This window comes from Polyangium fumosum, from assembly GCF_005144585.1.
GTDB lineage: Bacteria > Myxococcota_A > Polyangia > Polyangiales > Polyangiaceae > Polyangium > Polyangium fumosum.
In genome coordinates this window covers 393031-417549 of sequence record NZ_SSMQ01000001.1, presented here as the reverse complement: position 1 = coordinate 417549, position 24519 = coordinate 393031, and the positions used below count along the sequence as shown (strand labels likewise).

Sequence of the window (24519 nt, the reverse complement as noted above, 5' to 3'; positions counted from 1 at the left end):
CAAGTCAAGCTCGACGTGGCGCGAAGATCGATTCGCACTCGATTCACACCACGTTCACGGCTTCCGGATGCCGAGCACGTGAAATAGAAATGTGTAGACGTCCACGGCTTCGAGCACCGCGTGGTCGAGCGGCGTGCCGACGCCGCGGCCCGTGTCGCCGCTCGAACGCAGGAGGATCGGCGCCTTCGCGCTCGTCGCCGCGAGCAGGCGCGCGGCCATCTTGCGGGCGTGTGAAGGATCGCCGCGTGGGTCGTTTTCACCGGTGAGCAGGAGCGTCGCGGGGTAGGGCTTGCCGTCCTCGACGCGGTGGTACGGCGAGTAGCCGTAGAGCGCCTTGAACTGCTTCTCGTCGGCGATCGAGCCGTACTCGGGGACGTCGTACGCGCCGTTCGGCGTGCCTTCGAGCCGGAGCATGTCGTAGATGCCGCCGCGCGCGACGATGGCGCGGAACATGTCGGGCCGCTGCGTGAGCGCCGCGCCCATGAGCAAGGGCGACTGCGGCGCGCCGAGGAGCGCGAGCTTGTCGCTCTTCGTCACTTTGAGCTCGAACAATCGCTCGGCGCAGGCGAAGAAATCGTCGAACACGGTCTGCTTCTGCGTGAGCATGCCGGCCTTGTGCCAGCCGTCGCCGCCCTCGCCGCCGCCGCGCAGGTTCGCGACCGCGACGATCCCGCCGACGTCGAGCCAGGCGCGCCGCGTGGGGTCGTAGTCCGGCGAGACGACCACGCCGAAGCCGCCCTGCCCCGTGAGGATCGTGGGGTTCTGCCCGTCGAACTTCGCGTCCTTGCGGCGCAGGATGCTGAGCGGGATCTTCGTGCCGTCCTTCGAGGTGCACGTCTCGCGCACCACGGTCGCGTCGCCGAAATCGGCCGTCGCGGGCTGGGCCATCGCGGTCTTCTCGACCTTGCCGCTCGACGCGCGGAAGCGATACCAGGCCGAGGCCTCGGTGAAGCTCTCGTTCTCGAAGTAGAGGTCGTCCTCCTGGAGCAGCACGACCTCGTGCACCGCGGAGACGGGCAAGGTTGGGACGACGCCGCCGGGCTTGCCCTTGAGGTCGAACCAGCGCATTTCGGAGGGCCCGCCCGCGCTGCTGCGCACATAGATGCGCTGGAGCGTGGGGAGCACGTCGAGCAGGACCGACTCGCCCTCGGGCACGACGACCGTGGCCTTCGCGAGCTGCGGCTTCCACGCCGAGGTGCGCAGGAGCTTGCCGCGCGGCGCGTCCTTCTTCGAGATGATGTAGAGGTCGCCGTCGGGCCCCGCGACCGTGCGCTCGACCTCGTCGGCGGCGTCCGCGACCTTGGAAAAACCCCCGCCCTGGCGGAAGACGTGGTGCTCTTTCGGCCCGCCGTAGCCGCTCTCGGCGCGCGCCGTGACGAATTTGCCGTCGCCGCTCGTCTCGAGGTCGATCTGCGCGAGGCGCGGCAGCTTGTCGATGGCGGGCGCGTCGTCCTTCACGGGCGTGTGGAGCTTGTGGAAATAGACCTTCTGGAAAAACCCGCGATCCTCGGGTTTGCCCTCGCCCTCCGCGGGATACCGCGTGTAGAAAAACCCGGTGCCGCCCGCATTCCAGGCAATGCTCTTGCCCTTGTAACGGCCGGCGCCCTGCGGGACGACCTCGGCGATCTCGCGGCCCGAGCCCACGTCGAAGACGTGGATCGAGCCGCCTGCGCGGTCGCCCTTCGAGAGCGAGACCGCGACCTTCCCGCCGTCGGGCGAGGCGACGTAATAATCGATCGAGGTATTGCCCGAAGGATCGACCGTGTTCGGATCGAGGAGGACCTTCTCGGCGTTCGGCTTGTCGACGGGCGTGAGCGTGACCAGGAACGGCTGCTGCTTCGGCGGGCGCCAGCGCATCGAAAAGAGGACGCCGCCCTTGTGCTGGAACGCGTAAAACGCGGGCGTGCCGTATTCGACGAACTTGCGCACGCTCGTGTAGAGCGCCTGACGGCCGGGGAGGATGTCCAGGAAGGCCCGCGTCCGCCGGTTGTGGTCGCCGACCCAGCTCTTGACGTCGGAGCTCGTGCCGTCTTCGAGCCACTGGTAATCGTCGGCGACGCTCTCGCCGTGGTATTCTTTGAACACGGCCTTTTTGGGCGTGGGCGGGGGCGCGTCGAGCTCGGGTCCCGGCGCCTCGACGGACGCCGAGGCCGACGGGGACGGGCCAGCCTTGTCCTTCGGGCCGGTGACCGGCGAGGTGCCGGGGCAGGCGAGGAGGAGGAGCGCGAGGGGCGCGAGCGCCGCGAACGAACGGACCAAGGTCATGTCGGGGCGCAGGTTACGACGATCCGGACGATCTGTCAGGTCCGGATGTCGCCCCGCACGCGACACACCCCTGGGCGCGGAGCCACGCCCGTGCGCTCGGCTCGTCGTCGAAAAAGCCAAGGTCGAACCTGGTCCGCGCGAGCACGCGCGCGGCCGTCGCGACGAGCTGCGCGAGCACACGGGCGCCGAAGCTCGCGCCGACGACGGCGTCGACGAAGCGAGGCACGCCGTGCAACGCCGCGATGAACGCCTTCCGGCTCGTCGAGCTCATCGCGATCTCGCCCTCGACGATGCTGAGAATGAAGCCGGTCCCGGCCCGGAGATGCGACTTCATGGCCGTGCCGAAGGCCTCCGCATCCGCGGGAAAGATCTCCCCGCGGATACGAAGAACCACGAGATCCGGCTTTTCTATGTCGATGTCGTGCGCCCCCGCCCTCACGACGCCCTCAGCCTCTCGCCCGGTGTGGCACCCGGACGCCCTTTTCCTCGGCGACGTGCAGCGCCGTCTCGTACCCCGCGTCCGCGTGGCGAATCACGCCCATTCCAGGGTCGATCGTCAATACCCGTTCGAGCCGCCGCGCCGCCGCGTCCGTTCCATCCGCGACGATGACCATGCCCGCGTGCAGCGAATTGCCGATGCCCACGCCGCCGCCGTGGTGGAAGCTCACCCAGGACGCGCCGCCCGCCGTGGTCGCCAGCGCGTTCAGGATCGCCCAGTCCGCAATCGCGTCCGAGCCGTCCTTCATGGCCTCCGTCTCGCGGAACGGGCTCGCCACCGACCCGCAATCGAGGTGGTCGCGGCCGATCACGATCGGCGCCTTCACTTTGCCCTGACGAACCAGCTCGTTGAACGCGAGGCCGACCTTGGCGCGATCGCCATACCCGAGCCAGCAGATGCGCGCGGGCAAACCCTGGAACTTGACGCGCTCCTGGGCGAGCTTGATCCACCGCGCGAGGTCGGGGTCGTTCGGCACGGCTTCGAGCACCGCGCGGTCCGTGACCAGGATGTCCTCCGGATCCCCCGAGAGCGCGACCCAGCGGAACGGGCCCTTGCCCTGGCAAAAGAGCTCGCGGATGTACGCGGGCACGAAGCCCGGGATGTCGAAGGCGCGCTCGCAGCCGGCCTCCTGCGCACACGTGCGGATGTTGTTGCCGTAGTCGAAGACCTCCGACCCGCATTGCGCCATCTCCAGCATGGCCTCGACTTCGATCCGCATGGAGCGCTTCGCCCGCGTCACGTACTCCTTCGGGTTCGAGGCCCGGAGCGCGGCCGCCTCCGCGAGCGAGAGGCCGTCGGGGATGTAGCCGATCAGCGGATCGTGCGCGGCCGTCTGCTCGGTGACGAGGTCCGGCACCACGCCGCGCCGCACGAGCTCGGGGAAGATGTCGGCCGCGTTCGCGCAGATCGCGATCGACGTGGGCTGGTTCTTCTCGACGGCCGCCTCGATCGCGGCGAGCGCCTTGCCGAGGTCGTCGATGCGCTGATCGACGTACTTCGTCTCCAGGCGGCGCTCGATGCGGTGCGGATCGATCTCGACCGCGAGGCAGGACATGCCGGCCATCGTCGCGGCGAGCGGCTGCGCGCCGCCCATGCCGCCGAGCCCCGCCGTGAGCACCCAGCGCCCGCCCTCGCGGCCCGAGCGCGCCTCGTGCGCCTTGCGCGCCGCGACAAACGTCTCGTACGTGCCCTGCAAGATGCCCTGCGTGCCGATGTAGATCCACGAGCCCGCCGTCATCTGGCCGTACATCGTCAGGCCGAGCTGCTCGAGCTTGCGGAACTCGTCCCAGTTCGCCCAGCGGCCGACGAGGTTCGAGTTCGCGATGAGCACGCGCGGCGCGTCCGGATGTGTGCGAAACCGACCCACGGCCTTGCCCGACTGCACGAGGAGCGTCTCGTCGTCCGCGAGATCCCGAAGCTCGCGCGCGAGGACATCGAACGCCTCCCACGAGCGCGCCGCCTTGCCCGTGCCGCCGTACACGACGAGATCGTCCGGCCGCTCTGCGACCTCGGCGTCGAGGTTGTTGTGCAGCATGCGCAGCGCGGCCTCCTGCACCCAGCCCTTGCAAGAAAGGGTGGAACCGCGGGGCGCGCGGACCGGACGGGGACCTGATTGGCGGGTCGACATGCCCCCGCTTTACCACGACAGCCGGAGAATGGGGACCGCTCGGCGCTACGGGATCAAGAGGAGCTTGCCCGTCGTCTCGCGGCCTTCGAGGCGGCGGTGGGCCTCGGCGGCGTCCGCGAGCGGAAGCTCGGCATGGATGCGGACGGAAAGCACGCCCTCGACGATCCGCGCGAAGAGCTGCGCGGCGCGAGAAGCGAGCTCCTCGCGCGTGGCCGTATAGTCGTTGAGGCTCGGCCGCGTCAGGAACACCGAACCCGCCGTGGAGAGGCGCGTCGGATCGAAGGGCGGGACCATGCCGCTCGATTGCCCGTAAAGCACGAGCATGCCGCGCCGCTTGAGCGCCAGCAGGCTGCGATCGAAGGTGTCTTTGCCGACGGAGTCGTACACGACGTCGACGCCCGCGCCATCCGTGTGACGCCGGGCTTCTGCGGCGAAATCGACCTCGCGGTAAAGGATCACCTCGTCGGCGCCCGCGGCGCGCGCGAGAGCGGCCTTCTCCGCGGTCGAGACCGTGCCGAACACGAATGCGCCCGCGTGATCGGCGAGCTGGCACAAAAGCAGGCCCACGCCGCCCGCGGCCGCGTGCACGATGCACGTATCGCCCGGGCCGAGCGCGTACGTCGAGGTCACGAGGTATTGCGCGGTCATGCCTTGCAGCATCACGGCCGCGGCCGTCTTCGTGTCGACGCCGTCGGGCACGACGACGAGCTTGTCCGCGGGTGCGATCACGTGGCTCGCATAGGAGCCGGGCACGCTCGACCAGGCGACGCGCTGGCCGGGCACGAGCGACGTGACGTCGGGGCCCACGAGCTCGACCACACCGGCGCCTTCGAGGCCGATCCGCCCAGGAAGGGGCATCTTGTAGAGACCGGTGCGCTGATAGACGTCAATGTAGTTTACGCCCGCGGCCTCGACGCGGACGCGCACTTGACCTGGTCCTGGGGTGGGGGTGTCGATCTCGGCGAGGGAGAGAACCTCCCGGCCGCCCGGCGTGGAAACGGCGATGGCGCGCATGCGGTGCAATTCGCCGAGGTGGCCCCGAGCGTCAAGGGCTCGATGGGTGGCCGAGAACGAGCGGCCACATTCCAAAGCCGATCGGATTCTGGTATTGCGGGGGAGCCATGGCCTTCGATCGCCCGACCCCCGTGAGCTTCCATGCCCCGACGGTCCTCGCCGTGGGTCTGCCGCCTGACACCCTCACGCGGGCGGGCGTGGTGCTCGAGCCCTCCGGCGTGGGCCTGCGCGAGTCGAACCTGCTCGATCTGCGCAGCGACTCGGCGCAGTATCGGCCGCTCGTGCTCCTCGTGGACGCCGAGCTCTACGACTTCGACCCCGAGGCATTCGACATGGTGGCGAAGGACGTGGGCGCGAAGCTCGGGGTCGCGGGCAGCCCCCGCGAGGCCGAGGTGACGCTCGGGCAGCTCCTCGCCGCCGTCGCCCGGAAGAGCGCGTTCCCGCCGCCGCCGCCGAGCAGCGCGGACGCCGCGACCGACAAGTGGGATTTTTCGGAGGTGGTCGCCGCCGTCGCCGCCGCCGAGAGGCGCAAGTAGCCGGACGACAATCGTAGGGCGGGACAAACGCGCTGTTCGTCCGGGCAATTCGATCAGCCCCGACGAACGCGGCGACCTCACTTCTTGTCGCGGAACATCGTCACGAGCAGCACGAGCGCGGGTTTTCCTTCCACCTCGTGCACGACGTGGGCGTCGAGCGGCACGACGACGCCCGGCGACATCGGGAACACCTCCTCGCCCACGCGGAGCTCGCCCTGGCCTTCGAGGCAATGGATGGTGATCGGGTGGATCGCGTGGTGCGCCGCGAGCACCGCGCCCTCGCGCAGCGCGATGAGCACGAGCTTGCGGCGCTCGTCGGCGAGGACGGTGCGGACCTCGCGATCGCCCTCGCCGCGGAGCGCGTCGCCGAGCCGGATCGGGGTGATCGTCATGGCGTGCTCGTCAATGCGACGCCTCGGGCTCGACGAGCTCGACGAGCACGCCGCCCGTCGCGCGCGGGTGCACGAACGCCACCTTGTGCCCGCGCGCGCCGATGCGCGGGGTCTCGTCGATCAGCGGGACGTGGAGCGATTTCAAGAACGCGAGCGCGGCCTCGATGCCCTCGACCTCGACGGCGATGTGGTGCAGGCCGGGGCCGCGCTTCTCCAGAAACTTCTGGAGCCCCTCGTTGCCCTTCGGCTCGATGAGCTCGACGTTGCTTTCGCCCACGGGCAGCAGCACGGCTTCGGTCTTCTGCGAGGAGACGAGCTCCCGCACGGTGGGCTCGAGGCCGAGCGCCTGCTGCCACTTCACGAGCGCGTGATCGATGTTGTCGACGGCGATGGCGACGTGATCGATGCGCTTGATCTTGATCATGATGCTCTCCGGGCCGGTGAATGAATGCAATTCACGTGCGACGCCGCACGAGGAGCGTGCGGGTGATCTCGACGGCCTTCTCGGGCACGCGGCCGGCCGTCTTGCCGAGCTCGGGCGAAAACAGATCCGCGCCGCGCTCGAGCAGGATCCGCGCCGGCGTGTTCTTGAGCCCGATCACGCGCAGGACCACGACCCCCGTGTCCTTGCCGCGTTCTTCCTTCGCGACGACCGACGACGCGGCGTAGAGCGTATCGCCGGCGAGCACGCCGCTCGGGTGCGCGCCGTCGTCGAGGCCGAGGTCCCACACGGCATTGCCCGCGGTGTCGCGGCTCGACAACGAGAGCACCCAGGCGAGCACGAGGCCACCGAAGACGACGCGCGTCTTGGCGAACGAGCTTTTCTGGCAATACCGCTCGTCCACGTGCATCGGATGCGAGTTCCGAAAGAGCGTCGTGAGCTGCATGTGCTCGGCCTCGCTCACGGTGCGTCCGCCCTCGTGCGCGAACACGTCGCCGACCTCGAAATCGTCCCAGAACGTGGGAAACACCGCCCGGCGCGGCGCCGGCAGATCCCCGAGGAGCGCGGCGGGCGCGCGGAGCTTGGGCGACACGGCGGCGCGCTCGTCGACCGGGCTTTGCGGGACGATCGCGGCCCGCCCGGCCACCTTGCCCACGCGCACGAGCACTTTGCGTTCAAACGAACAGACGACCTCGCCGTCCTGGTTCGAGACCTCGGTGCGCACGTGGACCACGCCTTTGTCGCCGGTCGAGACGGGCCGCGTGGCGATGACCCGCGACGCGGCGACCACGGTATCGCCCGGGTAACAGGCGTTCGGAAAGCGCACATCCATGTACGCGAGGTGGGCGATCGCCTGCTCGCTCACGTCGTGCACGCTGAAGGAAAGGCCGAGGTTGAGCAGCAAGAGCGGGTGGACGGGCCTGTCGCGGAGGCCGAGCTCCTCCGCCGCGCGCCGGCTCGCGTAGGTCGGCATCGCGTCCTGGAAGGAGGCGGCGAAGAAGGCGAGCATGCCTTCGTCGACCGTCACTTCCCAGGGATGCGCGTAGATCGACCCGGGAACGAAATCGTCGAAGAGCCTGCCGTAACGGATCGTGTGGAGCATTCGGGACGTGGGGGCGCCAGGGACGGAGCGGCGCGAGCATGGCACGAGTTGCGGGCGGATGCGAAGGCCGAGCGTGCTCTGTCGCTTGCTTGACGCCCTCGGGGCCTTCGTGCAGAAGTCCGCGTCGGAGGATCTCTCGACGCATGTCTCGACGTGAAACCTGGCTCGCGGTGATCGATCGTTTCGATCCGGAGCTTTCGCCACGAAACCCCGCGTGGCGCGCGCCGCGGAGCCGGAGCCCTGCGCGGATGGTCTGCGAGTGGCTGGAGATCGCCCGCGGCGTCCCGCGGCTGCTCGTGACAGGCACGATCGGGACGGGCAAGACCACGGAGCTCCAGCGCATCGCGGAGGAGCGGTCGGGCAAGGAGTTCGTGGTCTTCGTCGACCTCGAGCGCCATTGCGCCGACGTCGTGCACGACGCGCAGGCGATCGAACGCGTGAGCCCGTGGGAGGTTTGTTTCCTCATGGGCGTCGCGCTCCTTCGCGCGGCCGAGGAGCGGCTCGACTTCGAGCTCCCCAAGAAGCACCGCGAGGACCTGGCGAACCGCTGGGCCACGCTCGCGAAGCGGACGAACCCGGATACGCCGCCACAGATCGACATCGGCTCCCTCGCGAAATCGATGGTCGTGCTGGCCTCCTCGGCCGCCACGGGGGCGCCCGGGGCCGTGGGCGCGGGGCTCCAGCTCCTCAAGGCTGGCGCCGAGGCCGTGAAATGGACGGCGCCTTTTGGCAAGACGCGGGAAGCGCTCGCCGACCAGGAGTCCGATGTCCAGGCCCTGCTCGATTGCGTCAACACGCTGATCGGCCTGGTACAGCAGCGGGGGTCACGCATTCTCTTTATCATCGACGGGCTCGATCGGATCCGCGACTTCGACCGCGCGAAGGCGCTGTTCATCGATTCGGTGCTCATCTCCCAGCTCGCATGCCCCCTCGTGATCTGCGGGCCGTTCGCGCTGCGGCACCACCCGGCGACGGCGTCGATCCGGGGGTTTCACGACGTCCCCTCGCTCGTCAACGAGCCGGTCCTCCTGAAGTCCAAGCCCAAGCAAAGGGGGCCCGGCATCGAGTTCTTCCGCGAACTTTATGCGAGGCGCGTGTCCGACTTGCCGGGCGGGCCCGCGCTCTTCACGGCGGAGCAGATCGACGAGCTCGCTTACTATTCGGGCGGGCGGGCGCGGGAGTTCGTCGCATTCATCTTCCGCATCGCCGGGCTCGCCTCGCTGAATGACCTCCCGCAAGCGACGGACGACCTCGTGAAGCGTGTGCTCGACGAGTTCCGGCGCAAGCGGGAGACGGGGCTGCACAAGGGCCACATCCAGACCCTGGAGGAGATCGCGCGGGACCCGGATCATCGGCTCCCCCAGGGCCCGCTGGCGCAGGAGCTCCTCAGCTACGGGACGCTCTTGCCGTACCCGAACGACTCGGAGTGGTATTTCCCGCATCCGCTCCTCCTCCGCCACATGATCAAATTGTGAGCGACTGGATCGCAGAGATCCGCCAGGGCCTTCGGCTGAGCCCGCGAGGCGTCCTCATCCTGGTGGACGACGCGGTCCTTGAGCGGCTCGGCGGGCTCGTGCGCGCGCTGCTCGCGGATCATCCCGATCTCGAAGTGCTGGCGAAGCCGAGCGGGCTCGTCGATCTGCCCGACGGCTCGGTCGTGGTGCTTGTCCTCGAGGGGGAGGACGCGGGGTGGCTCAACATCAACCGGCCGGTGTTCGCGCGAAAATTGCTGAAGGTCGTGCTCTTCTGCCGGCGCGAGGTGACGGAGGTGCTCGCCCGGGAGGCGCCGGATTTTTACGATTGGATCGCGCAGCGGCACGAGTGTCCGCCGGGCGTGGCGGAGCATGCCGTGTTCGGGATCCGGCAGGCGCTTCGGTGTCGGGCGCCGGGGATTTTGTTTGTTTATGGGGATGAGTACACGAGCGATCGGCAGGCGCGGATCGAGCGGGTCGAGCGGACCTTTCGAGAGGCTTTGCCGGGACGAGCGATCCGGTGGATCAATGCCAATAATCATTATGCCAGGATCGTGTACGACATCACGACGGCGGGCCGGGCTTGGGTCGCTTGCGACACCGTGAGTTCCTCGCAAGTCGAGCGGTTCCGTTGGGCGCTCGCGCAAGCACGGCGCAAGACCAGGGCGATCCTGCTCGTCCCGCACTTCTATGAAGATCGCTACTGGAACATCTCCGATGATGTTTGGATTCATCTCCAAAGCGCGATGGAATGCCTCGCAGACGCGGGCGCCAGGCACCCGGGAAGGCTCGCAGCGGTCTCCGGGCTGGAGGGGATGGTCATCCGATACCTCATCGAGCTCCTACAGAGGGACTATCCCGAGGAGGGACTCCTCGCATCCATGTTACGCTCTGCGGATCCGGGTGCGGGGCTTTGTGAGAAAATTCTGAGCGCGGGCCTCGCGCGTAATCCGATTCAGGGTCTTTTCATTCCTCCGCCCGTCCAGCGCTACCTCGGCAAACGTATCGGCCTATGGCGATGGTCGCGCCGCCCCACCCGAGAGGCCGAGAGATGGCTTGAATTGGATGACGACGGCGAATCTCCTCTGCTCCAAGGTCACGCACCCCGGATCGAATTTCTCCTCGGCCGAGGCCAACGGACAGCGGAGCGCTGGAGCGAACTCTCAAAGCTCGCATACGAGCATGCACACTTGGACATCGCGCAGGCGTGGGCGGGGCAGGCGCTGACGCTGAAGAAGCACTCGGCCAACCATGACGCGATGGAAGGCGCGAGCTGGGTGATGAAGCAGGTCCAACAACTTCGATGGCTCGACGGCGTTCGCGGGTTCGCCCAAATGCTCAACCAGACCGGCCGCGCCGCGGATGCCGAAGTCTTCCTTCGCAGAGTCCTCGGGCTCCCCATCGAGGGAAAGCTCGAATCTCAATTCCTCGGCCTCACGTCCCGCGAAGCCCTGCTCGCCTTCGTGCGAGGCACCGAGGTTATCGAGCTCGACCCCCAGGTTCGCAAAGACCTCTGGACCGAACTCGCCAAAGCCCTCCGCTCCCAGGGTCGCCACCTCGAAGCCGCCGAGGTCGAAGCGCAACGCGACCAGGAACTCGGCAAATCCCCGCCCACTTCGTGAGCTTGACACCACCCCGAACCCGTGCCTTGTCCCCCGGGACACGCACGGCCCTCCCTCGACGCCTCCGCACCCCCTCGTGCCTCACGCACGACCCCTCCTCGACGTGAGGATCCACCCCCGCGCGCCACGCAAGATGCTCACTCGCCGCCCCGAGGGACCTCCGTGCGTCACGCACGCCCCTCTCACCCCCGCGCCGGGCACCCCACGTGCGCCACGCAAGATCCCTCCTCCCCGCGTCGATCCCCCCTCTCGCGTGCGCCACGTCGCTCGCTCCCCCCTTCGAGCGACGCCCTCTCGCCGTCCGTCAGCCTTCGCTGCCCGACGGCCCCTCGTCTCCGTCGTCGTTTCGCTTGCGGCGCGGCTTCGTCGCCGCGAGGAACGACGCGACGCGCTTCGGCTGCCCAGGGAAGTGCTGGAGCAACGCGCCCTCCAGCTTATCGATCTCCACGTTGATCTCCCCGATGTAAAGCAGCTCCGACGTCCCTTGCAGCGCGAGCGCGGACATCGCCGCCTCACGCTCCTTGCTGTTCGTCTCCAGCGTGTCCGTCGCGTTCGAAAGGCGCGGCGTCCACTTCGTCGCGAGCGCCACGTCCGGCTCGCGCCCGAGCTCCTCGATCCACGCGCGCCCTTGCTTCACCTCCCGATCGACCCCGAATGCCTGCGCGTCCGACGGGGTCACGCCCACGAAAAACCGCGTGTAGGGCGGACGATCACGCCGCCCATCCGATTCGTTGACGACATCTCGACCGAAGCTCGCCGTCTCCGCGTCCCAGCGCGCGTCGGCCACGGACAGCCGCGCCCTCGCCCGCCCGAGCGCGCGCTCCAGCGCGCGGCGCTGCGCGGCGAGCCCGTCCCCCTTCTGCGCCAGCGCGTCCCATAACGGTGCGAGCGGTCGCGTGATCGGATCGCTGTCGAGCGCGCTCGTGATCGCGGCGCAGATGTCCGCGGCGGTCTGGGCCGCCATGTCTTCGCGGAGATGTGTGGCCATAGGCTCCTCCCTGCGGGGTCGAAGCTACCATGCACGGGCGCCGCGCCGTCAACCGTCCGCCGGAATATCGACCCGCGGACTTCCGTTTGGTAACGTTCACGTTCCGCCAGGGGTGCGGGGGAAAAGCGCATGTCGAGCACGCACAAGGACCTGAAGGTCCGTATGGTCCAGCAGCTCGCGGACGTCTTCGGTCGTGTCGTCGGCCTGAAGCGGACGGGACGGCTCGACGAGGCGGTGGAGCTCGTCCACACGACGGCGCTCCATCTGTTTGGCCCGATGTGGGACACGCTCTCGCGGCACGACGCTTCGAGCGCGGCGATGATGCTCGGCAGCCGCGAGAAGGTCTCGGCGTGCGCAATGCTCACCCAGCATCGGGCCGAGCTCGACGATTTGCGCGGCGACGTGTGGAAGGCGCAGACGGGCTACAAGCGCGCGCTCGAGCTGCACCTCGAAGCGGCGCGGCTCGGCGCCGACGTCGACGTGCCGACGCGATCGGCGCTGAAGGCGCTCCGGCCGCGGGTCGACGAGTCGAAGCTCTCGAAATCGTACCAGATGCAGCTCGAACGAATCGCCGGCCTCCGCTGAGCCGCGGAAGCGCTTGACAGCGCCGAGGAACTTCCGTGTCCTCGCGTCACTCCTGCCGCCATGCTGAGCGCTCGCCTCCTCCCGCTCCTTTGCCTCGTCTCTCTCGCCGCGTGCCGCACGCCCGACAGCGCTTCGCCTCCGCCGCCCGCGACGGCCACCGCCGCGGCGACCCCGAGCGCCATGCCCGCCCCGATCGCGAGCGCCGCTCCGCCCCCTTCCGCGAGCGCGGCGCCCGTTCCTGCGGCTCCGCCCGAGCCTTGTGGCGAGATGGGGTGCCTGCTCTACGACACGCCCCAGGCCGCGTTTGCCGCGATCCTCGCGGAAAACCCGCTCATCCTCGGCATCGGCGAGTCGCACGCGCAGAAGGGCAAGGAGGGCATCCCGACGGCCACGAAGCGCTTCACCGACACGTTTTTGCTCATGCTCGCCGGCAAGGCGAGCGACATCGTGCTCGAGATCTGGGTGTCCGAAGGCAAATGCGGGAAGGAAAAAGAGGCGCAGGTCGCGGAGCAGCAGAAGCCCGTCACGCAAGGCCAGGCCAAGACGAACCAGAACGAGTTCGTCACGCTCGGCGACGCGGCGTACGCGCTCGGCGTGAAGCCCCATATCCTGCGGGCGAGCTGCGCCGATTACGACGCGATCGTGAAGGCCGGGCCGGATTCGGTCATCGTGATGCTGGAGATGATCACGCGGCTCATGGATGAAAAGGCCAAGGCCCTCGCCTCCCGCAACGCGAACGCCGGCGCGGGCAAGATGGTCCTCACGTACGGCGGCGCCATTCACAACGACCTCACCGCGCGCCCCGGGCGCGAGAAGTGGACGTTCGGGCCGGATCTCGCGGCCGCGACCGCGGACCGGTACGTCGAGCTCGACCTCGTGGTGCCCGAGTTCATTCAGGACAACGACGCGTGGAAGGCGCTCCCCTGGATGCCGCATTTCAAGCGGGACGCCCATCCCACGAAGACCACGGTCTTTCGGCCCGCAAAGGGCTCGTTCGTGCTGATCTTCCCGACGACGGCTCAGTAACGCCGACCACATCTCCAAATTTGCCGCGGCGCGCATTTCTTGCCTGACCTATTGTGCGCGGGCCCCAATTTCGTAGATGATGCGCTGCATTTGGCTTCGCAGCCCGTTCCATTCCGGAGGTTCGTTCCATGTTGCATCGGCGTCATCTTGCTTCGTTCACACTTTCGTCCCTCGCGCTGGTCCTCGGCGCGGGACTCGCGGGCTGCGGCGGCGACGAGCCGCTTCCGAACATCACGGGGTCGAGCAGCTCGTCGAGCGGCACCGGTGGGCAGGGCGGCGGCGGCACCGGCGGCGTGGGCGGGGAGGGCGGCGTGGGCGGCCAGGGCGGCGGCGGCATGGGCGGCGGCGGCATGGGCGGCGGCGGCGGAATGGCGTGTGTCCCCACGCCCGAGGTCTGCGGCGACAACAAGGACAACAACTGCGACGGCGAGGTCGACGAGGGCTGCTGCACGCCGGGCAGCACGCAGGCCTGCTACACGGGCCCCGACGGCACGATGGGCGTCGGCGCCTGCATGGCGGGCGTGAAGACCTGCAACCCCGACGGCCTCAGCTACGGCCCGTGCGTGGGCGAGGTCGTCCCGGGGACCCAGTCGTGCGGCCTGACCGACGAGGACTGCAATGGCGTGGTCGGCGACGGCGCGAACTGCGCGTGCTCGCCGGGCGCTTCGATGCCCTGCTACACGGGCCCGAACGGCACGGAAAACGTCGGCATTTGCAAGGGCGGCACCGCGACGTGCGCGCCCGACGGCCTCTCGTACGGCGCGTGCGTGGGCCAGGTCCTGCCGCAGGCCGAGACCTGCAATGCCATCGACGACGATTGCGACATGTTCGTGGACGACGGCGCGAACTGCGCGTGCGCGCCGAACTCGACGAAGGCCTGCTACACGGGGCCGAATGGCACGGCGGGCGTGGGCCTGTGCAAGATGGGCATCGAGACGTGCACGCCGAACGGCTCCGGGTACGGGCCGTGCACGGGCGAGGTCGTGCCGACGCCGGAGAACTGCGCGACGGCCGGCGACGACGATTGCAATGGCCAGGCGCCTGCGTGCACCGGCGACACGAGCTGGGTGCGGACCTTCGGCAACAACCAGGCTCAGATCGTGCTGGCCTCTGCGACCGATACGCAGGGCAATGGCGTCGTCGTCGGCAGGTTCTCGGGGGCGATCACCCTCCCCGCGCCGATCGGCACGCTGACCAGCACGGGCAACGAAAACATCTTCGTCATCAAGTACAATTCGGCGGGCACCGTCGTGTGGGCGAAGAAGTACGGCGATGCGGCCGGGCAGGACGTGACCAGCGTCGCCATCGACAGCGCGGGCGACGTGCTCATCACGGGCGAGTTCCTCGGCAGCATCGATTTCGGCGACGGGGCGCTCACGAGCAACATGGGCTCGCGTGATATCTTCGTGGCGAAGCTCGCCGCCGCCACGGGGAACCAGGTCTGGAGCCAGGCCATCGCGAACGCGTACACGCAGGAGGAGCCAAGCGTCGCGGTCGACGCGGCGGACAACGTCTACGTCTCCGGCACGTTCTCGGCCAACCTCACGATCGGCGCGCACGTCATCAGCCCGAGCGCGGGTGGTGGGCTCGAATTGTTCGTCACGAAGATGGACAAGAATGGCACGGCGCTCTGGGCGAAGGCGTACACCGGGCCGGGGACGCAATACATTTACGACCTCGCGGTCTCGCCCGCAGGCGACATCGCGCTCGCCGGCGCGTTCCAGAGCAGCCTCGATTTCGGCGGCGGCCAGACGCTCACGAGCGCCGGCGGTTATGACATCTTCGTCGCGAAGCTCGACACCATGGGCAACCCCCTCTTCGTGCTCGGCGCGGGCGACGCGGAGCTCCAGCGCGCGAACGCCGTGACGATCGACAGCGCGGGCAACGTGCTCGTGACCGGCGAGTTCAACGGCTCGATGGACATCGGCAATGGCACGGTCACGAGCGGCGGCGCGGAGGACGTGTTCATCGCGAAGTACAGCCCCTCCGGCTTCCACATGTGGAGCAAGACCATGGGCGGCATCAGCACGCAGCGGGGCAAGGACATCGCGGTCGACGCGTTCAACAACGTGCTCGTGACGGGCCAATTCTGGGCCACCACCAATTTCGGCAAGGGCGACGTCTCGTCGAACGGCGAGCACGACATCTTCGTCGCGAAGTACAACCCCACCGGCACCGCGGCCTGGACCAAGAAGTTCGGCGGCGGCATGACCGAGTCGGGCGAGACCATCGCCGCGGACAGCTCGGCCAACGTGTGGGTCGGCGGCAGCTACCGGAGCAACAACGTCCTCTTCGGCGACGGCACCTTCACGACGAACGCGGGCGGCGAGGACGCGGTCGTCATGAAGCTCGCGCAGTGATCCGAATGTAACGGAAGGACACACCCTTCTCCGCACGCCCGCGGCTCGCAGAGGGCCACGGGCGTGCGCGCCTCGCTCATCCGTTCACGCGTTCACTCGCTCGACGCCTCGTCGCCGGGGCGCGAGAGCATCGGCTCCGAGGTGCAGTCGCGCTCCTCCGTGACGTGGCTGAAGACCACACGCCGCGTGGTCTCCGGCCGCTGAAATCGTACGAGCACGTATGGATTCGTGAGCGCCTGCGTCACGAAGCAATGGGGGCCCGGTTCGAAGAGCCGGGTCTCGATCGTGAGCGTACGCCCGTCCGTGGATTGCCCGATGTACGAGATGTCGGCCTCGTAGCCGCCGGTCGGCATCGTGCCGGGCGCGTACAGGATCACCCATTCACGCTGGAAATCGAGGTCTTCCGGCGGCCGGCTGCCGACGAAAGCCTGGTACATCCGCGGCGACGTCAAGAGGGTCCGCAGCTCGCCGCGCGGCCGGCCGGAGGCGCGCACTTCCAGCTCCGTGAAAGGCACGGCGATCTCGCCCGGGTTCGGAGCCCGCGGCGCACGTCTGCTTCCTTCCCTGGCCGAGGCGTCACCGAGGGCCGTGCACGAAACGATCGCCACGAGAGCCCAGCCGAGCACGTTCTTCCGGGAAAACGTCTTCATGATTCCCCCGGGGCGAGGTGCCCGGCAAGAGCTGGGCCGACCAGGCTGGACCACGCATTCCGCTTTTCCAGCTCCCCGAAGGTGGAATCACTCGGCATTCCGAATTCGAAGAAAGCCCAGGTTCGGGGCGGGGGGCGCGGCGCTGGGCCGTGGACGGGCGGCGGGCCGCGCGCTAGGTTCAGCCTGCTCGTTGCCTGGTCTGGAGAGCACGATGACGATTTCGCAAGGCAAGCGCCTTTCCCTTGGCCTGCCGGCTGCGCTCATGGGTCTTTGGCTCGGATGTGGCACCCCTATCGTGCCCACGAAGAGCGAGCCGGTCCCCGCGCCCACGACGCCCGAGCCGGACCAGGGCCCCACGCCGTCGGTCCCGGGGGCCGAGGCGCCGCCCGCCTCGTGCGCGCACGGGCTCGAGGCGCGCGCCTCGGTGGACGTCGCCCGCGGCGCGTCCGCGTTTTTCTACGAGGACCGGCCCTCGCTCGGCAGGCTGGATGCGGGCGCGGGGTACGTGTACCTCGATCACGACAACCAGGGAGCATTCGTCGCGCGGCTCGAAGCCTCGGGCGCGGCGAAGAGCGTGCGCGAAATCGTATTCCCGGACAAACACGAGCGCTCGCACGTCGTGGGGGCCTTCCGCGGGAGCGACGTCGTGGTCGCGTCGGTCGTGTATCACGCGCAGCAGGAGGCCGATATCGAGCTCGTGCGGCTCGACGCGCAGGATCGCCCGCTCTGGTCGGCGCGCGTCGATCCTTCGCCGCGGCTCGACGGCACGCCCGCGATCGCGTGGGGCAAGGACGAGATCGCCGTCGCCTGGACACGCGGCCCCTATCCCATGCACGAGTCGGTGCGTGTCGCGCTCGTCGACGCGAATACGGGCAAGGTCAAGCGCACCTTCGAGCTCTCCACGGGCGAGAATCCCGGCGTCCCCTCGATCGTGTGGGACGGCGAGGCGTACTGGGTCGGCTGGCATTCGCGCGAGACGCGCGGCACGATCGAGATCCGGCGCCTCACGGAGAATGGGCTCTCGGGCGTGGGCGCGACGCTCCAGGGCGGGGTCAATCCTTTCCTCTTGCCCACGCCTACGGGCCTCGCCGTCGCCTGGGATCAGGACCACAAGATATGGCTCGCGGTCCTCGACGCCGCGGGCCATCCCAAGCTCGCGCCGCGGGTCGTCGCGACACACCCCGACCCCATTGCGTCGCCGCGCAAGCCCGTCCTCGCCTGGGACGGCGTGCGGTTCGCGGTGGCCTACGAGGCGCATTTCCACGCGTCGGTCATCGTCGCGCGGGATCCGGAGGCGCTTATCGCGGTCGTGGATCCGAATGGCGGCGCGGCGCCGCCGCTGCCCCTGCACGACAAGGATTCGTCCGGAGAAATGCCCGCCGTCCTCTGGACCGGGAAAGAATGGCTCGTCGTGTACAACCGGGATCGATTGCAGAAAGGGAAAAAGCCCGAGGTCGTGGCCGCCCGCCTCGCCTGCCGTGAAGCCCCGGCGCCGAGCGAGACGACCCCGGCGGGCCCGTGTGATGCGCGCACGCGCCCCGCGCCCGAAGCCTTGCGCCTGCAACCAAACACGGGCGCGGCGTCCGTCCTTTCGCTCGACGACGGCGGTTGGGCTGCGCTCCGCCTCGAAAAGGAGGAGATGATTTTCGTGCGCGTCGATCGCGAAGGAAAAACCACGACGCGCGCCGTCCTTCCCGCGGCGGCAGGCCGACGCGAGCCAACGCTCGCGCGCGTGCCCGGGGGATTCGCGGCCGCGTGGATCGACGAACAGGGCGGCGTCGAGGTCGGGAGAATCGACGAGGCCGGCGCCATGCGGAAAACGACGCGCCTGCCCGGAGACCCCATGACGAGCCGGCCTGGCCTCGCCTGGACGAGCAAGGGCCTCGTGGTCGCCTACGCGCGCGGGGGCGCGGTCGTGACGGCGCTGCTCGACGGCGCCGCGCGTATCGTCTCGCAGCCCGCCCCGGCGGCGCGATTCCCCTTCCAGCCCGGCGATTGCGCGCTCGGCCATGGCCCGAAGGGGCTGCTCGTCGCGTGCGTGACCGGCACCGAGCGGACCGAGACGAGCGTGATCCGCGTGGCGCGCCTCGACGACACGGGAAAGGCGATCGGCGCCCCGTCGCTCGCATCCGGGCCCTACGCCTTGCTGCGGAATCCGTCCGTGATCGGCACGGCCGACGGCTTCTTGATTGCCGCGACCGGGCCTTTCGCGCGGGAAGTCATCACCATCGAACTCGGGCCGAACGGCGAGGTGCGCCGGCCCGAGCGGAAGCTCCTGTCGAGTTATGGGTATGGCGCGTTCGGCGCCGCGGTGACCGGCAAAGACATCGTGGTCTTCGGGATCGACGGGCAGACGCTCGCGGAGCGGACAGTTTGTCCTGAATGAACGTCAGGCCGAAGCGCTGACGCGGAGGGGGAACTGGTCCATGGTGCGCATGATCGGGTGCATCCCATAGACCGGCTCGCCCGCGATCTCGATCTTCGGATACCGCGCGAACAGGCTCTGGAGCGCGATCTCGGCCTCCATGCGGGCGAGCGAGGCGCCGAGGCAGAAATGGGGACCCAGGCCGAACCAGTGGGTCCCCGTGTGCTGGCGGCGAATGTCGTACGTGTTCGCATCGGCCAGATACTCCGGATCCCGGAACGCCGACATCAGGAACAGGAAGACGGGCCGGCCCCGCTCCAGGTGGATGTCCCCGTATGCGAACGACTCCGTTGCATACCGAACCATCGGCACCCGGCCGAAAATGTTGAACCGGAGGGTCTCGTCGAAGGCATTCCGCGCGAGGCTCGGGTCATCTCGCAAGATCGCGAGCTGCTCGGGGTGCTGGAGCAACGTCAGGATCGCCTGATTCGTCCCGTGGTACGTGGTGTCGGTGCCGCCGACGAGCAGACCCGCGACGAGCGAGACGAGCTCGGCGTCGGAGAGCCGATCCTGCTCATCACACGCGTTGATGAGCTCGGTCGTCAGGTCGTTTGGCATCGGGTTTGCCCGGCGATCGGCGATGACGGCGCGCACGATCCCCATGCCGCGCGAGATGATCGGCATGCACGCCGCGAATTGCTCGGGCGAGAGCCCCGGCATGATCGTGGAGATAAGGGCCTCGGCGAAAGCCACGAACTCCGGCACGTGGTCCGAGGGGATGTTCAGGATGCTGGCGATCACCCGCACGGGATATTGCCGGGTGAATTCGGTGGAGATGTCGACCTCGCCCTCCTTCGGAAGCTTGTCGAGCAGCGCGGCGATGATCGCCTTCACCTTCGGGCGATGCGCCTCGACCGCGCGGGGGCCGAACGTTGGGTTCAGGAGCTTGCGCAGCCGCGCGTGCGCCGCCGGGGGGACCATGAAGAGGTCATTTTCGCGCAGCGCTGCGAATTCGGGGAAGGCGGCCTTCAATTCGGGAGGAAAGCCGGCACCGAGGGTGGGATCGACTCCGAGCCTCGACTCTCGCAGGAGCGCCATGCAATCCCGGTAGCGGAAGAAGATGTACCCGCCTCCCTGTTCCCAGTGGTAGACAGGCGACTCTTCACGAAAGCGAGCGAGCAAGGGGTGCGGATCCTTGGTGAACGAAGGATCCATCGGATCGTAACGCAGAGGTGCGGGCGTCGTCATGAGCGTATGCATAGCACGCCATGACGACGCCCGCCGGACGTGGAAAATTACTGCACGAGAATCATCGAGCTGCGCGGCGGCAAGTTTACGGTGGGTCCACTCACGGCCTGACCCGTGAGCAAGTTCGTGAGGTTGCCGCTCGGCAGGTTTCCGACGGAACCCTGCGTGTCGCCGCGGTTGATGGCAACGTAAACCGTCTCGGTCGAGTGCACCATCTTGTAGGCCATCGTGTCGTTCGAGGCCCATAACGACGAGCGCTTGCCCCGCCGGAGCGCGACGTGATCCTTGCGGATCTGCCCGAGCTTTTCGAGGTGCGTGCGAAGCAGGGTCTGGCCGGCGGAGTACCCGCTCCATTGCATGAACCGCCGGTTGTCCGGGTCACCCGCGCCGGGCAGGCCGATCTCGTCGCCGTAATAGATGAGCGGGACGCCGCGCGTGGTCATGATGAGTGTGAACCCGTTCGCCATGCGCTCGAATGCGTCCTGCCCGGCGGGCAGACCCGGCTGGTTTTGCCAGTTCATGTTCTTGCCGCCGTCCCAGGAATCGCTCCAGAGCGGGTTTTGCTGGGCCAGGTGAATGACACGGGGCAGGTCGTGGTTGCCGATGAACGTGCTCATGACGCCGTTCCCGTAGGCGTCGTCATTGCCATTCAAGAAGCCTTCGAGCTGCTGCATCGTGCCCTGGCGCATGAGGACCTTCGAGCAGATCTCGGCGCGGAGCGGGAAATCGAACTGGCCGTCGAGCATGGTCGACGGATTGACGTACTTCTTGATGAGCGCTTTGTCGCCCGTATACGTCTCGCCGACCATGTAGAAATGCTTGCCCGTGACGGAGTCGATCTCGGCCGTGACGCGCGAGCGGAGATCGGTGAGCCACGACATGTGCATGTGTTTCAGCGCATCGAGGCGGAAGCCGTCGATGCCTGTCTGCTGCCACCACCAGACCATGTTGTCGATGCTGTACTTGCGCGCCGCCGCGTTCTCGTAATTGAAATCAGGCAGGTAGGGCGTGAACCAGCATTTTTCGGTGGTTGCGCCGTCCCAGGAGCAGCCCTCGCCGCAAACGCAGTTGCCGCCGCTGCCGTTCGTGTTCGGCCAGAACCAGCTCGTGTTGTCCTTGTAGACCTGCGCCGAGTCGTGCGCGTGGTTCGCCGCATAATCGATGAGGACGGTGATGTTCACCTTGTGCGCCTCGTCGACGAGCTCCTTCAACTTCGCCATCGTGCCGAAGCGCTCCTCGGCCTTGTAAAAATCCTTCGGCCAGTAGCCGTGGTAAGCGCTGTAGTTCTTGCCGTCGTTGCCGAAGCCGGCGAGCTCGGTGTTGTCGATCGGGACCGTGAGCCAGAGGGAGTTCACGCCGAGCTTCGTGAAATACCCGTCCTTGATCTTGTTGATGACGCCCTGCCAGTCGCCGCCCTGGTAATTGGACGCCGTCGGGACGTTCGGCACGGCCGCGCCGTTGTTCGAGGGGTCGCCGTCGAGGAAGCGGTCCACGAAGACGAAATAAAGGACCGCGTCGCGCCAGGCTTCGACGGGGCTGTCCTCCGGCGGATCGTCGCACGTCCAGGGGTCACAGGTCGTCGGCGAGACGAGGCTGTTTTTCCCACCAAACCCGTCGTCGATCGTGTTCGGGTTGCCCGGGTCATTGATCCAGTTGTTCCCGTCGATGACGAACTTGTACTGGACGGGCTGGTTGTAGGGAATCGGGACGGTGGCTTCCCATTGCCCGTTCGCCTTCGTCATGGGGACGCCCACGTCCCAACCGTCAGCGGCGAAATTGCCGCGCACGACCACGCTGGTCTGGCCCATGTCGGCGAGCGTGAAGATGTAATCGCAGCGCTTCAAGCTATCGTCACACATGGGCGGGCCCGGAGGCTCGCCGCCGCCCGCGCCGCCCTGGCCCGTGGGGCCGCCCGCGCCGACGCCGGAGCCGGAGCCGCTGAGCACCGGGGGTTTTTCCCCGGGATCGTAGCCGCCCAATCCATCGGGCGGCTGATACCCATTGAGGTCGTCGCTCGAACAGGACGCCGCGCCGAGCAGTGGCGCGACGAGGAGGCCCGAGAGGGCGAGCGCTGTGAACGTATTCATCGAAATTTTCATTCGGAGGCCCGTCAAGGTGAGGGGTTGCGGCAAGGGCTCCCCGCGCGCACGAGCACGCGGAAGGAGTGGGCTTCGAGCGGAACGGCGCCGCCGGCGGTGATCTCGATCGTCTCGCCGGAGAGGACGTCGATGTAGCTGCCGAGCGGCACGGCGCCGGTCGGCACGGAGACGAGCGCCGTCTTGCGCGCGAAAAACACGAGCACGGGATCCCCATCCCCCGTGTCCCGCAAATAAGCATATTCGTCCTTGGTCGCCACGATGGGCCTGCGCGTGCCCGTACGGAGCGCAGGCGAGCAGCGGCGCAAATGGCCGAGCCTTCGGACGAGATCCCGCACCTCCGATTGCAAAGACCCGATCGCCGCGAGATCCGGCATCACCCGGCGCGCGTCCGGATCCCCCGCGCCCGCGAGCGCGAGCTCGTCGCCATAATAGAGGACGGGCAGGCCGTGGAGCGTCAGGATGAACGCGAGCGCCATCTTCGCCCGCGCATACACGATGGGATCCGTCGGCTGCGCGGGTTTGTCGTACCAGGGGTCGTTCGCGCCGTCGCCCGTCACCTCGGAGACGAACCGCGACGTGTCGTGGTTGTCGATCATGCGGCCGAGCACCGCGCCCGAGCCAACAATAGCGGCGTCGGTCGAGACGAGGATGTCTTCGAGCTCGGAGAGGCTTCCGCGGTCGAGGCCAAAGACCTCACGGAGCTTCCACATGAGCGGGAAATCGAAGGCACCGGAGAGGCTATGCGGGCCCAGGAAATACCGAATGCTCTCGATGCCGACCGCGCCGGGGCCGGTGAAGACCTCGCCGATCGAAAAGAGAGCGTCCTTGCCGGCCGCAAGGCGGCCGAAGGCGTGCGTGATCCGGCGCGTGGCCGCGCGCGGCATCATGGGGACCGCGTCGATACGCACGCCGTCCGCGTCGAACTCCTTCATCCAGAAGACGGCGTCGTCGACCTGGGCCCGCATCGAATCGGGGTGCTCGAATCGCACGTCGGGCATGTACGAGGTGAACCAGCACGTGGAGAGCTTCTCGCCCCAGCCGCAGCCGGGCGAGCCACACACGCATTTGTCGAGGCCGTCGTTGAACCAGCCCTTGTTCCGGTTCGCGAGATATCGCTCGTTGTGCTCGTAGACGTGGTTCGGCACGAGGTCGAAGATCACGCGGATCCCATGCCGATGCGCTTCGTCGACCATGGCGTGCAGGGCGTCCTCGCCGCCGATGCGCGGCTCGACCCCGCGTGATTCGAGCGGCCAGTAGCCGTGATATCCCTCATAAGGCCGGCCGTCGCCGCGCCCCTCGCGGATCTCGATGGGATTCGTGTAGACCGGCGAGATCCACAGCGCCGTGACGCCGAGCTCGTCGAAGGTGCCGCGCTCGATTTCCGTACGCACGCCGTCGAGCGTCCCGCCCGCGCGCGAGCCGGATTTGTCCGGAGGCAACGGCGCGAGCGGCGCGCCCCCGTCCCCGCGGAAACGGTCGATCATGAGGTGATACAGGAGCCCCTCGTGCCAGGCGTTCTGCGCTGGATCGACCCACGCGACGGCGATCTTCGGGCTCGCCTCGGCCCCGGATTCGTCGGCGCCGCGAAGGGTGAACGTATGCTTGCCACGGCCGAGCCCGCGCGCGACGAACGTGAATCGCCCGTCTGCCGCCTGGGCATTCCAGGGCAATATCTCGCCGCCGCCCCGATGCTCGGCCCGCAGCGACGCAGGGTCGAGCGCAGATCCCTCGGGCGACGCCAGAAAGACGCCGCTCACGGTGACCTCGTCGCCGGAGACATCCACGGCGTCGACACGAATCTCCGGCGCGCCGCAGCTCTCGGCGATCGCGAGCGAGACCTCCTCCTCGCCCTTCCACGTGGTCAGCGGATTGAGCCTGTCGATCGAGCGCTTGCCCCCCTGGACCATGCGGTATCCGTACTCCCCGGGGGAAAGATTCAATGGGAGCAGAAACCATCCGTCGTCGCGTTGCTCCAGGGGCTTCGCCTCGGCCCAGCCGTCCCAGCTCCCCTCGACGCGGATGTCGTCTCCCGAGCCGGGTTCGGCCCAGATCACGGTCGCGCAATCACGCCGCGGGAATTCGGGTCCGCCGCAGCCCGCGGAGGCAAGCCCGAGCACCAAACCCCATGCGTGAAGGAAGGACGTCGTTCGCATGGCTCCTCGTTATGCATTACCACACCGGACGGCCGTTCGTCATGCATGGAGCACGAAGCGACGCCCGAGCGCGG

Annotated in this window: 19 protein-coding genes; 7 read left to right on the top strand and 12 right to left on the bottom strand. The window is 68.1% G+C overall.

Annotated features, from left to right (window positions below):
* Positions 1-54: 54 nt before the first annotated feature.
* The 4 genes from E8A74_RS01665 to E8A74_RS01650 are packed head-to-tail and all read right to left on the bottom strand — an operon-like array spanning position 55 to position 5405.
* Positions 55-2265: a prolyl oligopeptidase family serine peptidase gene (locus E8A74_RS01665; protein ID WP_136927098.1), complete on the bottom strand. Its 2211-nt coding sequence runs from the start codon at positions 2263-2265 to the stop codon at positions 55-57.
* 13 nt (positions 2266-2278) lie between these two features.
* The gene (locus E8A74_RS01660) at positions 2279-2704 is read right to left on the bottom strand and encodes a SpoIIAA family protein (RefSeq protein WP_136927097.1); all 426 of its coding nucleotides are present in this window, start codon (positions 2702-2704) and stop codon (positions 2279-2281) included.
* Positions 2705-2711: 7 nt separating this feature from the next.
* Complete coding sequence (gene hutU / locus E8A74_RS01655; protein WP_136927096.1) at positions 2712-4391, bottom strand: urocanate hydratase; 1680 nt, start codon at positions 4389-4391, stop codon at positions 2712-2714.
* A 45-nt stretch (positions 4392-4436) separates the two neighbouring features.
* Entirely contained in the window at positions 4437-5405 is a 969-nt protein-coding gene (locus E8A74_RS01650) for a quinone oxidoreductase family protein (RefSeq protein ID WP_136927095.1), read from the bottom strand.
* 107 nt (positions 5406-5512) lie between these two features.
* On the opposite strand from E8A74_RS01650, the gene E8A74_RS01645 reads away from it, so the two are divergent.
* Complete coding sequence (locus E8A74_RS01645; RefSeq protein WP_136927094.1) at positions 5513-5941, top strand: hypothetical protein; 429 nt, start codon at positions 5513-5515, stop codon at positions 5939-5941.
* 77 nt (positions 5942-6018) lie between these two features.
* Here E8A74_RS01645 and E8A74_RS01640 read toward each other — a convergent pair whose 3' ends face one another.
* The 3 genes from E8A74_RS01640 to E8A74_RS01630 are packed head-to-tail and all read right to left on the bottom strand — an operon-like array spanning position 6019 to position 7877.
* Complete coding sequence (locus tag E8A74_RS01640) at positions 6019-6333, bottom strand: cupin domain-containing protein (protein WP_136927093.1); 315 nt, start codon at positions 6331-6333, stop codon at positions 6019-6021.
* Between the two features lie 10 nt (positions 6334-6343).
* Positions 6344-6757, bottom strand: coding sequence for a methylmalonyl-CoA epimerase (gene mce / locus E8A74_RS01635; RefSeq protein WP_211365261.1), 414 nt, complete (start codon positions 6755-6757; stop codon positions 6344-6346).
* Between the two features lie 31 nt (positions 6758-6788).
* A complete protein-coding gene (locus E8A74_RS01630) occupies positions 6789-7877 on the bottom strand; it encodes a MaoC family dehydratase (protein ID WP_136927092.1) in 1089 nt (362 codons plus the stop codon).
* Positions 7878-8020: 143 nt separating this feature from the next.
* Here E8A74_RS01630 and E8A74_RS01625 point away from each other — a divergent pair, with 143 nt between their 5' ends.
* Entirely contained in the window at positions 8021-9352 is a 1332-nt protein-coding gene (locus E8A74_RS01625; RefSeq protein ID WP_170228771.1) for an AAA family ATPase, read from the top strand.
* A 98-nt stretch (positions 9353-9450) separates the two neighbouring features.
* Entirely contained in the window at positions 9451-10971 is a 1521-nt protein-coding gene (locus E8A74_RS01620) for a hypothetical protein (RefSeq protein ID WP_136927090.1), read from the top strand.
* 304 nt (positions 10972-11275) lie between these two features.
* Here the strand turns inward: E8A74_RS01620 and E8A74_RS01615 are convergent, their stop codons facing one another.
* Complete coding sequence (locus E8A74_RS01615; protein WP_136927089.1) at positions 11276-11959, bottom strand: hypothetical protein; 684 nt, start codon at positions 11957-11959, stop codon at positions 11276-11278.
* A 129-nt stretch (positions 11960-12088) separates the two neighbouring features.
* Here E8A74_RS01615 and E8A74_RS01610 point away from each other — a divergent pair, with 129 nt between their 5' ends.
* The 3 genes from E8A74_RS01610 (at position 12089) to E8A74_RS01600 (ending at position 15930) form a co-directional block, all read left to right on the top strand.
* Positions 12089-12544 carry a hypothetical protein gene (locus E8A74_RS01610; protein ID WP_136927088.1) on the top strand — a complete coding sequence of 152 codons (456 nt, stop codon included), beginning with the start codon at positions 12089-12091 and terminating at the stop codon, positions 12542-12544.
* A 60-nt stretch (positions 12545-12604) separates the two neighbouring features.
* Entirely contained in the window at positions 12605-13570 is a 966-nt protein-coding gene (locus E8A74_RS01605) for a hypothetical protein (protein WP_232379323.1), read from the top strand.
* 128 nt (positions 13571-13698) lie between these two features.
* Positions 13699-15930, top strand: a complete 2232-nt coding sequence (locus E8A74_RS01600) for a MopE-related protein (protein WP_136927087.1) — start codon at positions 13699-13701, stop codon at positions 15928-15930.
* Positions 15931-16022: 92 nt separating this feature from the next.
* On the opposite strand, the gene E8A74_RS01595 is transcribed toward E8A74_RS01600, so the two are convergent.
* Complete coding sequence (locus E8A74_RS01595; protein ID WP_136927086.1) at positions 16023-16580, bottom strand: protease complex subunit PrcB family protein; 558 nt, start codon at positions 16578-16580, stop codon at positions 16023-16025.
* 211 nt (positions 16581-16791) lie between these two features.
* Between E8A74_RS01595 and E8A74_RS01590 the strand changes: the two genes are divergently transcribed.
* The gene (locus E8A74_RS01590) at positions 16792-18966 is read left to right on the top strand and encodes a hypothetical protein (RefSeq protein WP_136927085.1); all 2175 of its coding nucleotides are present in this window, start codon (positions 16792-16794) and stop codon (positions 18964-18966) included.
* Between the two features lie 3 nt (positions 18967-18969).
* Here the strand turns inward: E8A74_RS01590 and E8A74_RS01585 are convergent, their stop codons facing one another.
* From E8A74_RS01585 to E8A74_RS01575, 3 genes are read right to left on the bottom strand one after another with little or no spacing between them, the layout of a single operon-like run.
* Positions 18970-20193, bottom strand: a complete 1224-nt coding sequence (locus E8A74_RS01585) for a cytochrome P450 (protein WP_170228770.1) — start codon at positions 20191-20193, stop codon at positions 18970-18972.
* A 47-nt stretch (positions 20194-20240) separates the two neighbouring features.
* Positions 20241-22280 carry an alpha-amylase family glycosyl hydrolase gene (locus E8A74_RS01580; protein ID WP_170228769.1) on the bottom strand — a complete coding sequence of 680 codons (2040 nt, stop codon included), beginning with the start codon at positions 22278-22280 and terminating at the stop codon, positions 20241-20243.
* Between the two features lie 23 nt (positions 22281-22303).
* Positions 22304-24445, bottom strand: coding sequence for an alpha-amylase family glycosyl hydrolase (locus E8A74_RS01575; RefSeq protein WP_136927082.1), 2142 nt, complete (start codon positions 24443-24445; stop codon positions 22304-22306).
* Positions 24446-24519 lie beyond the last annotated feature (74 nt).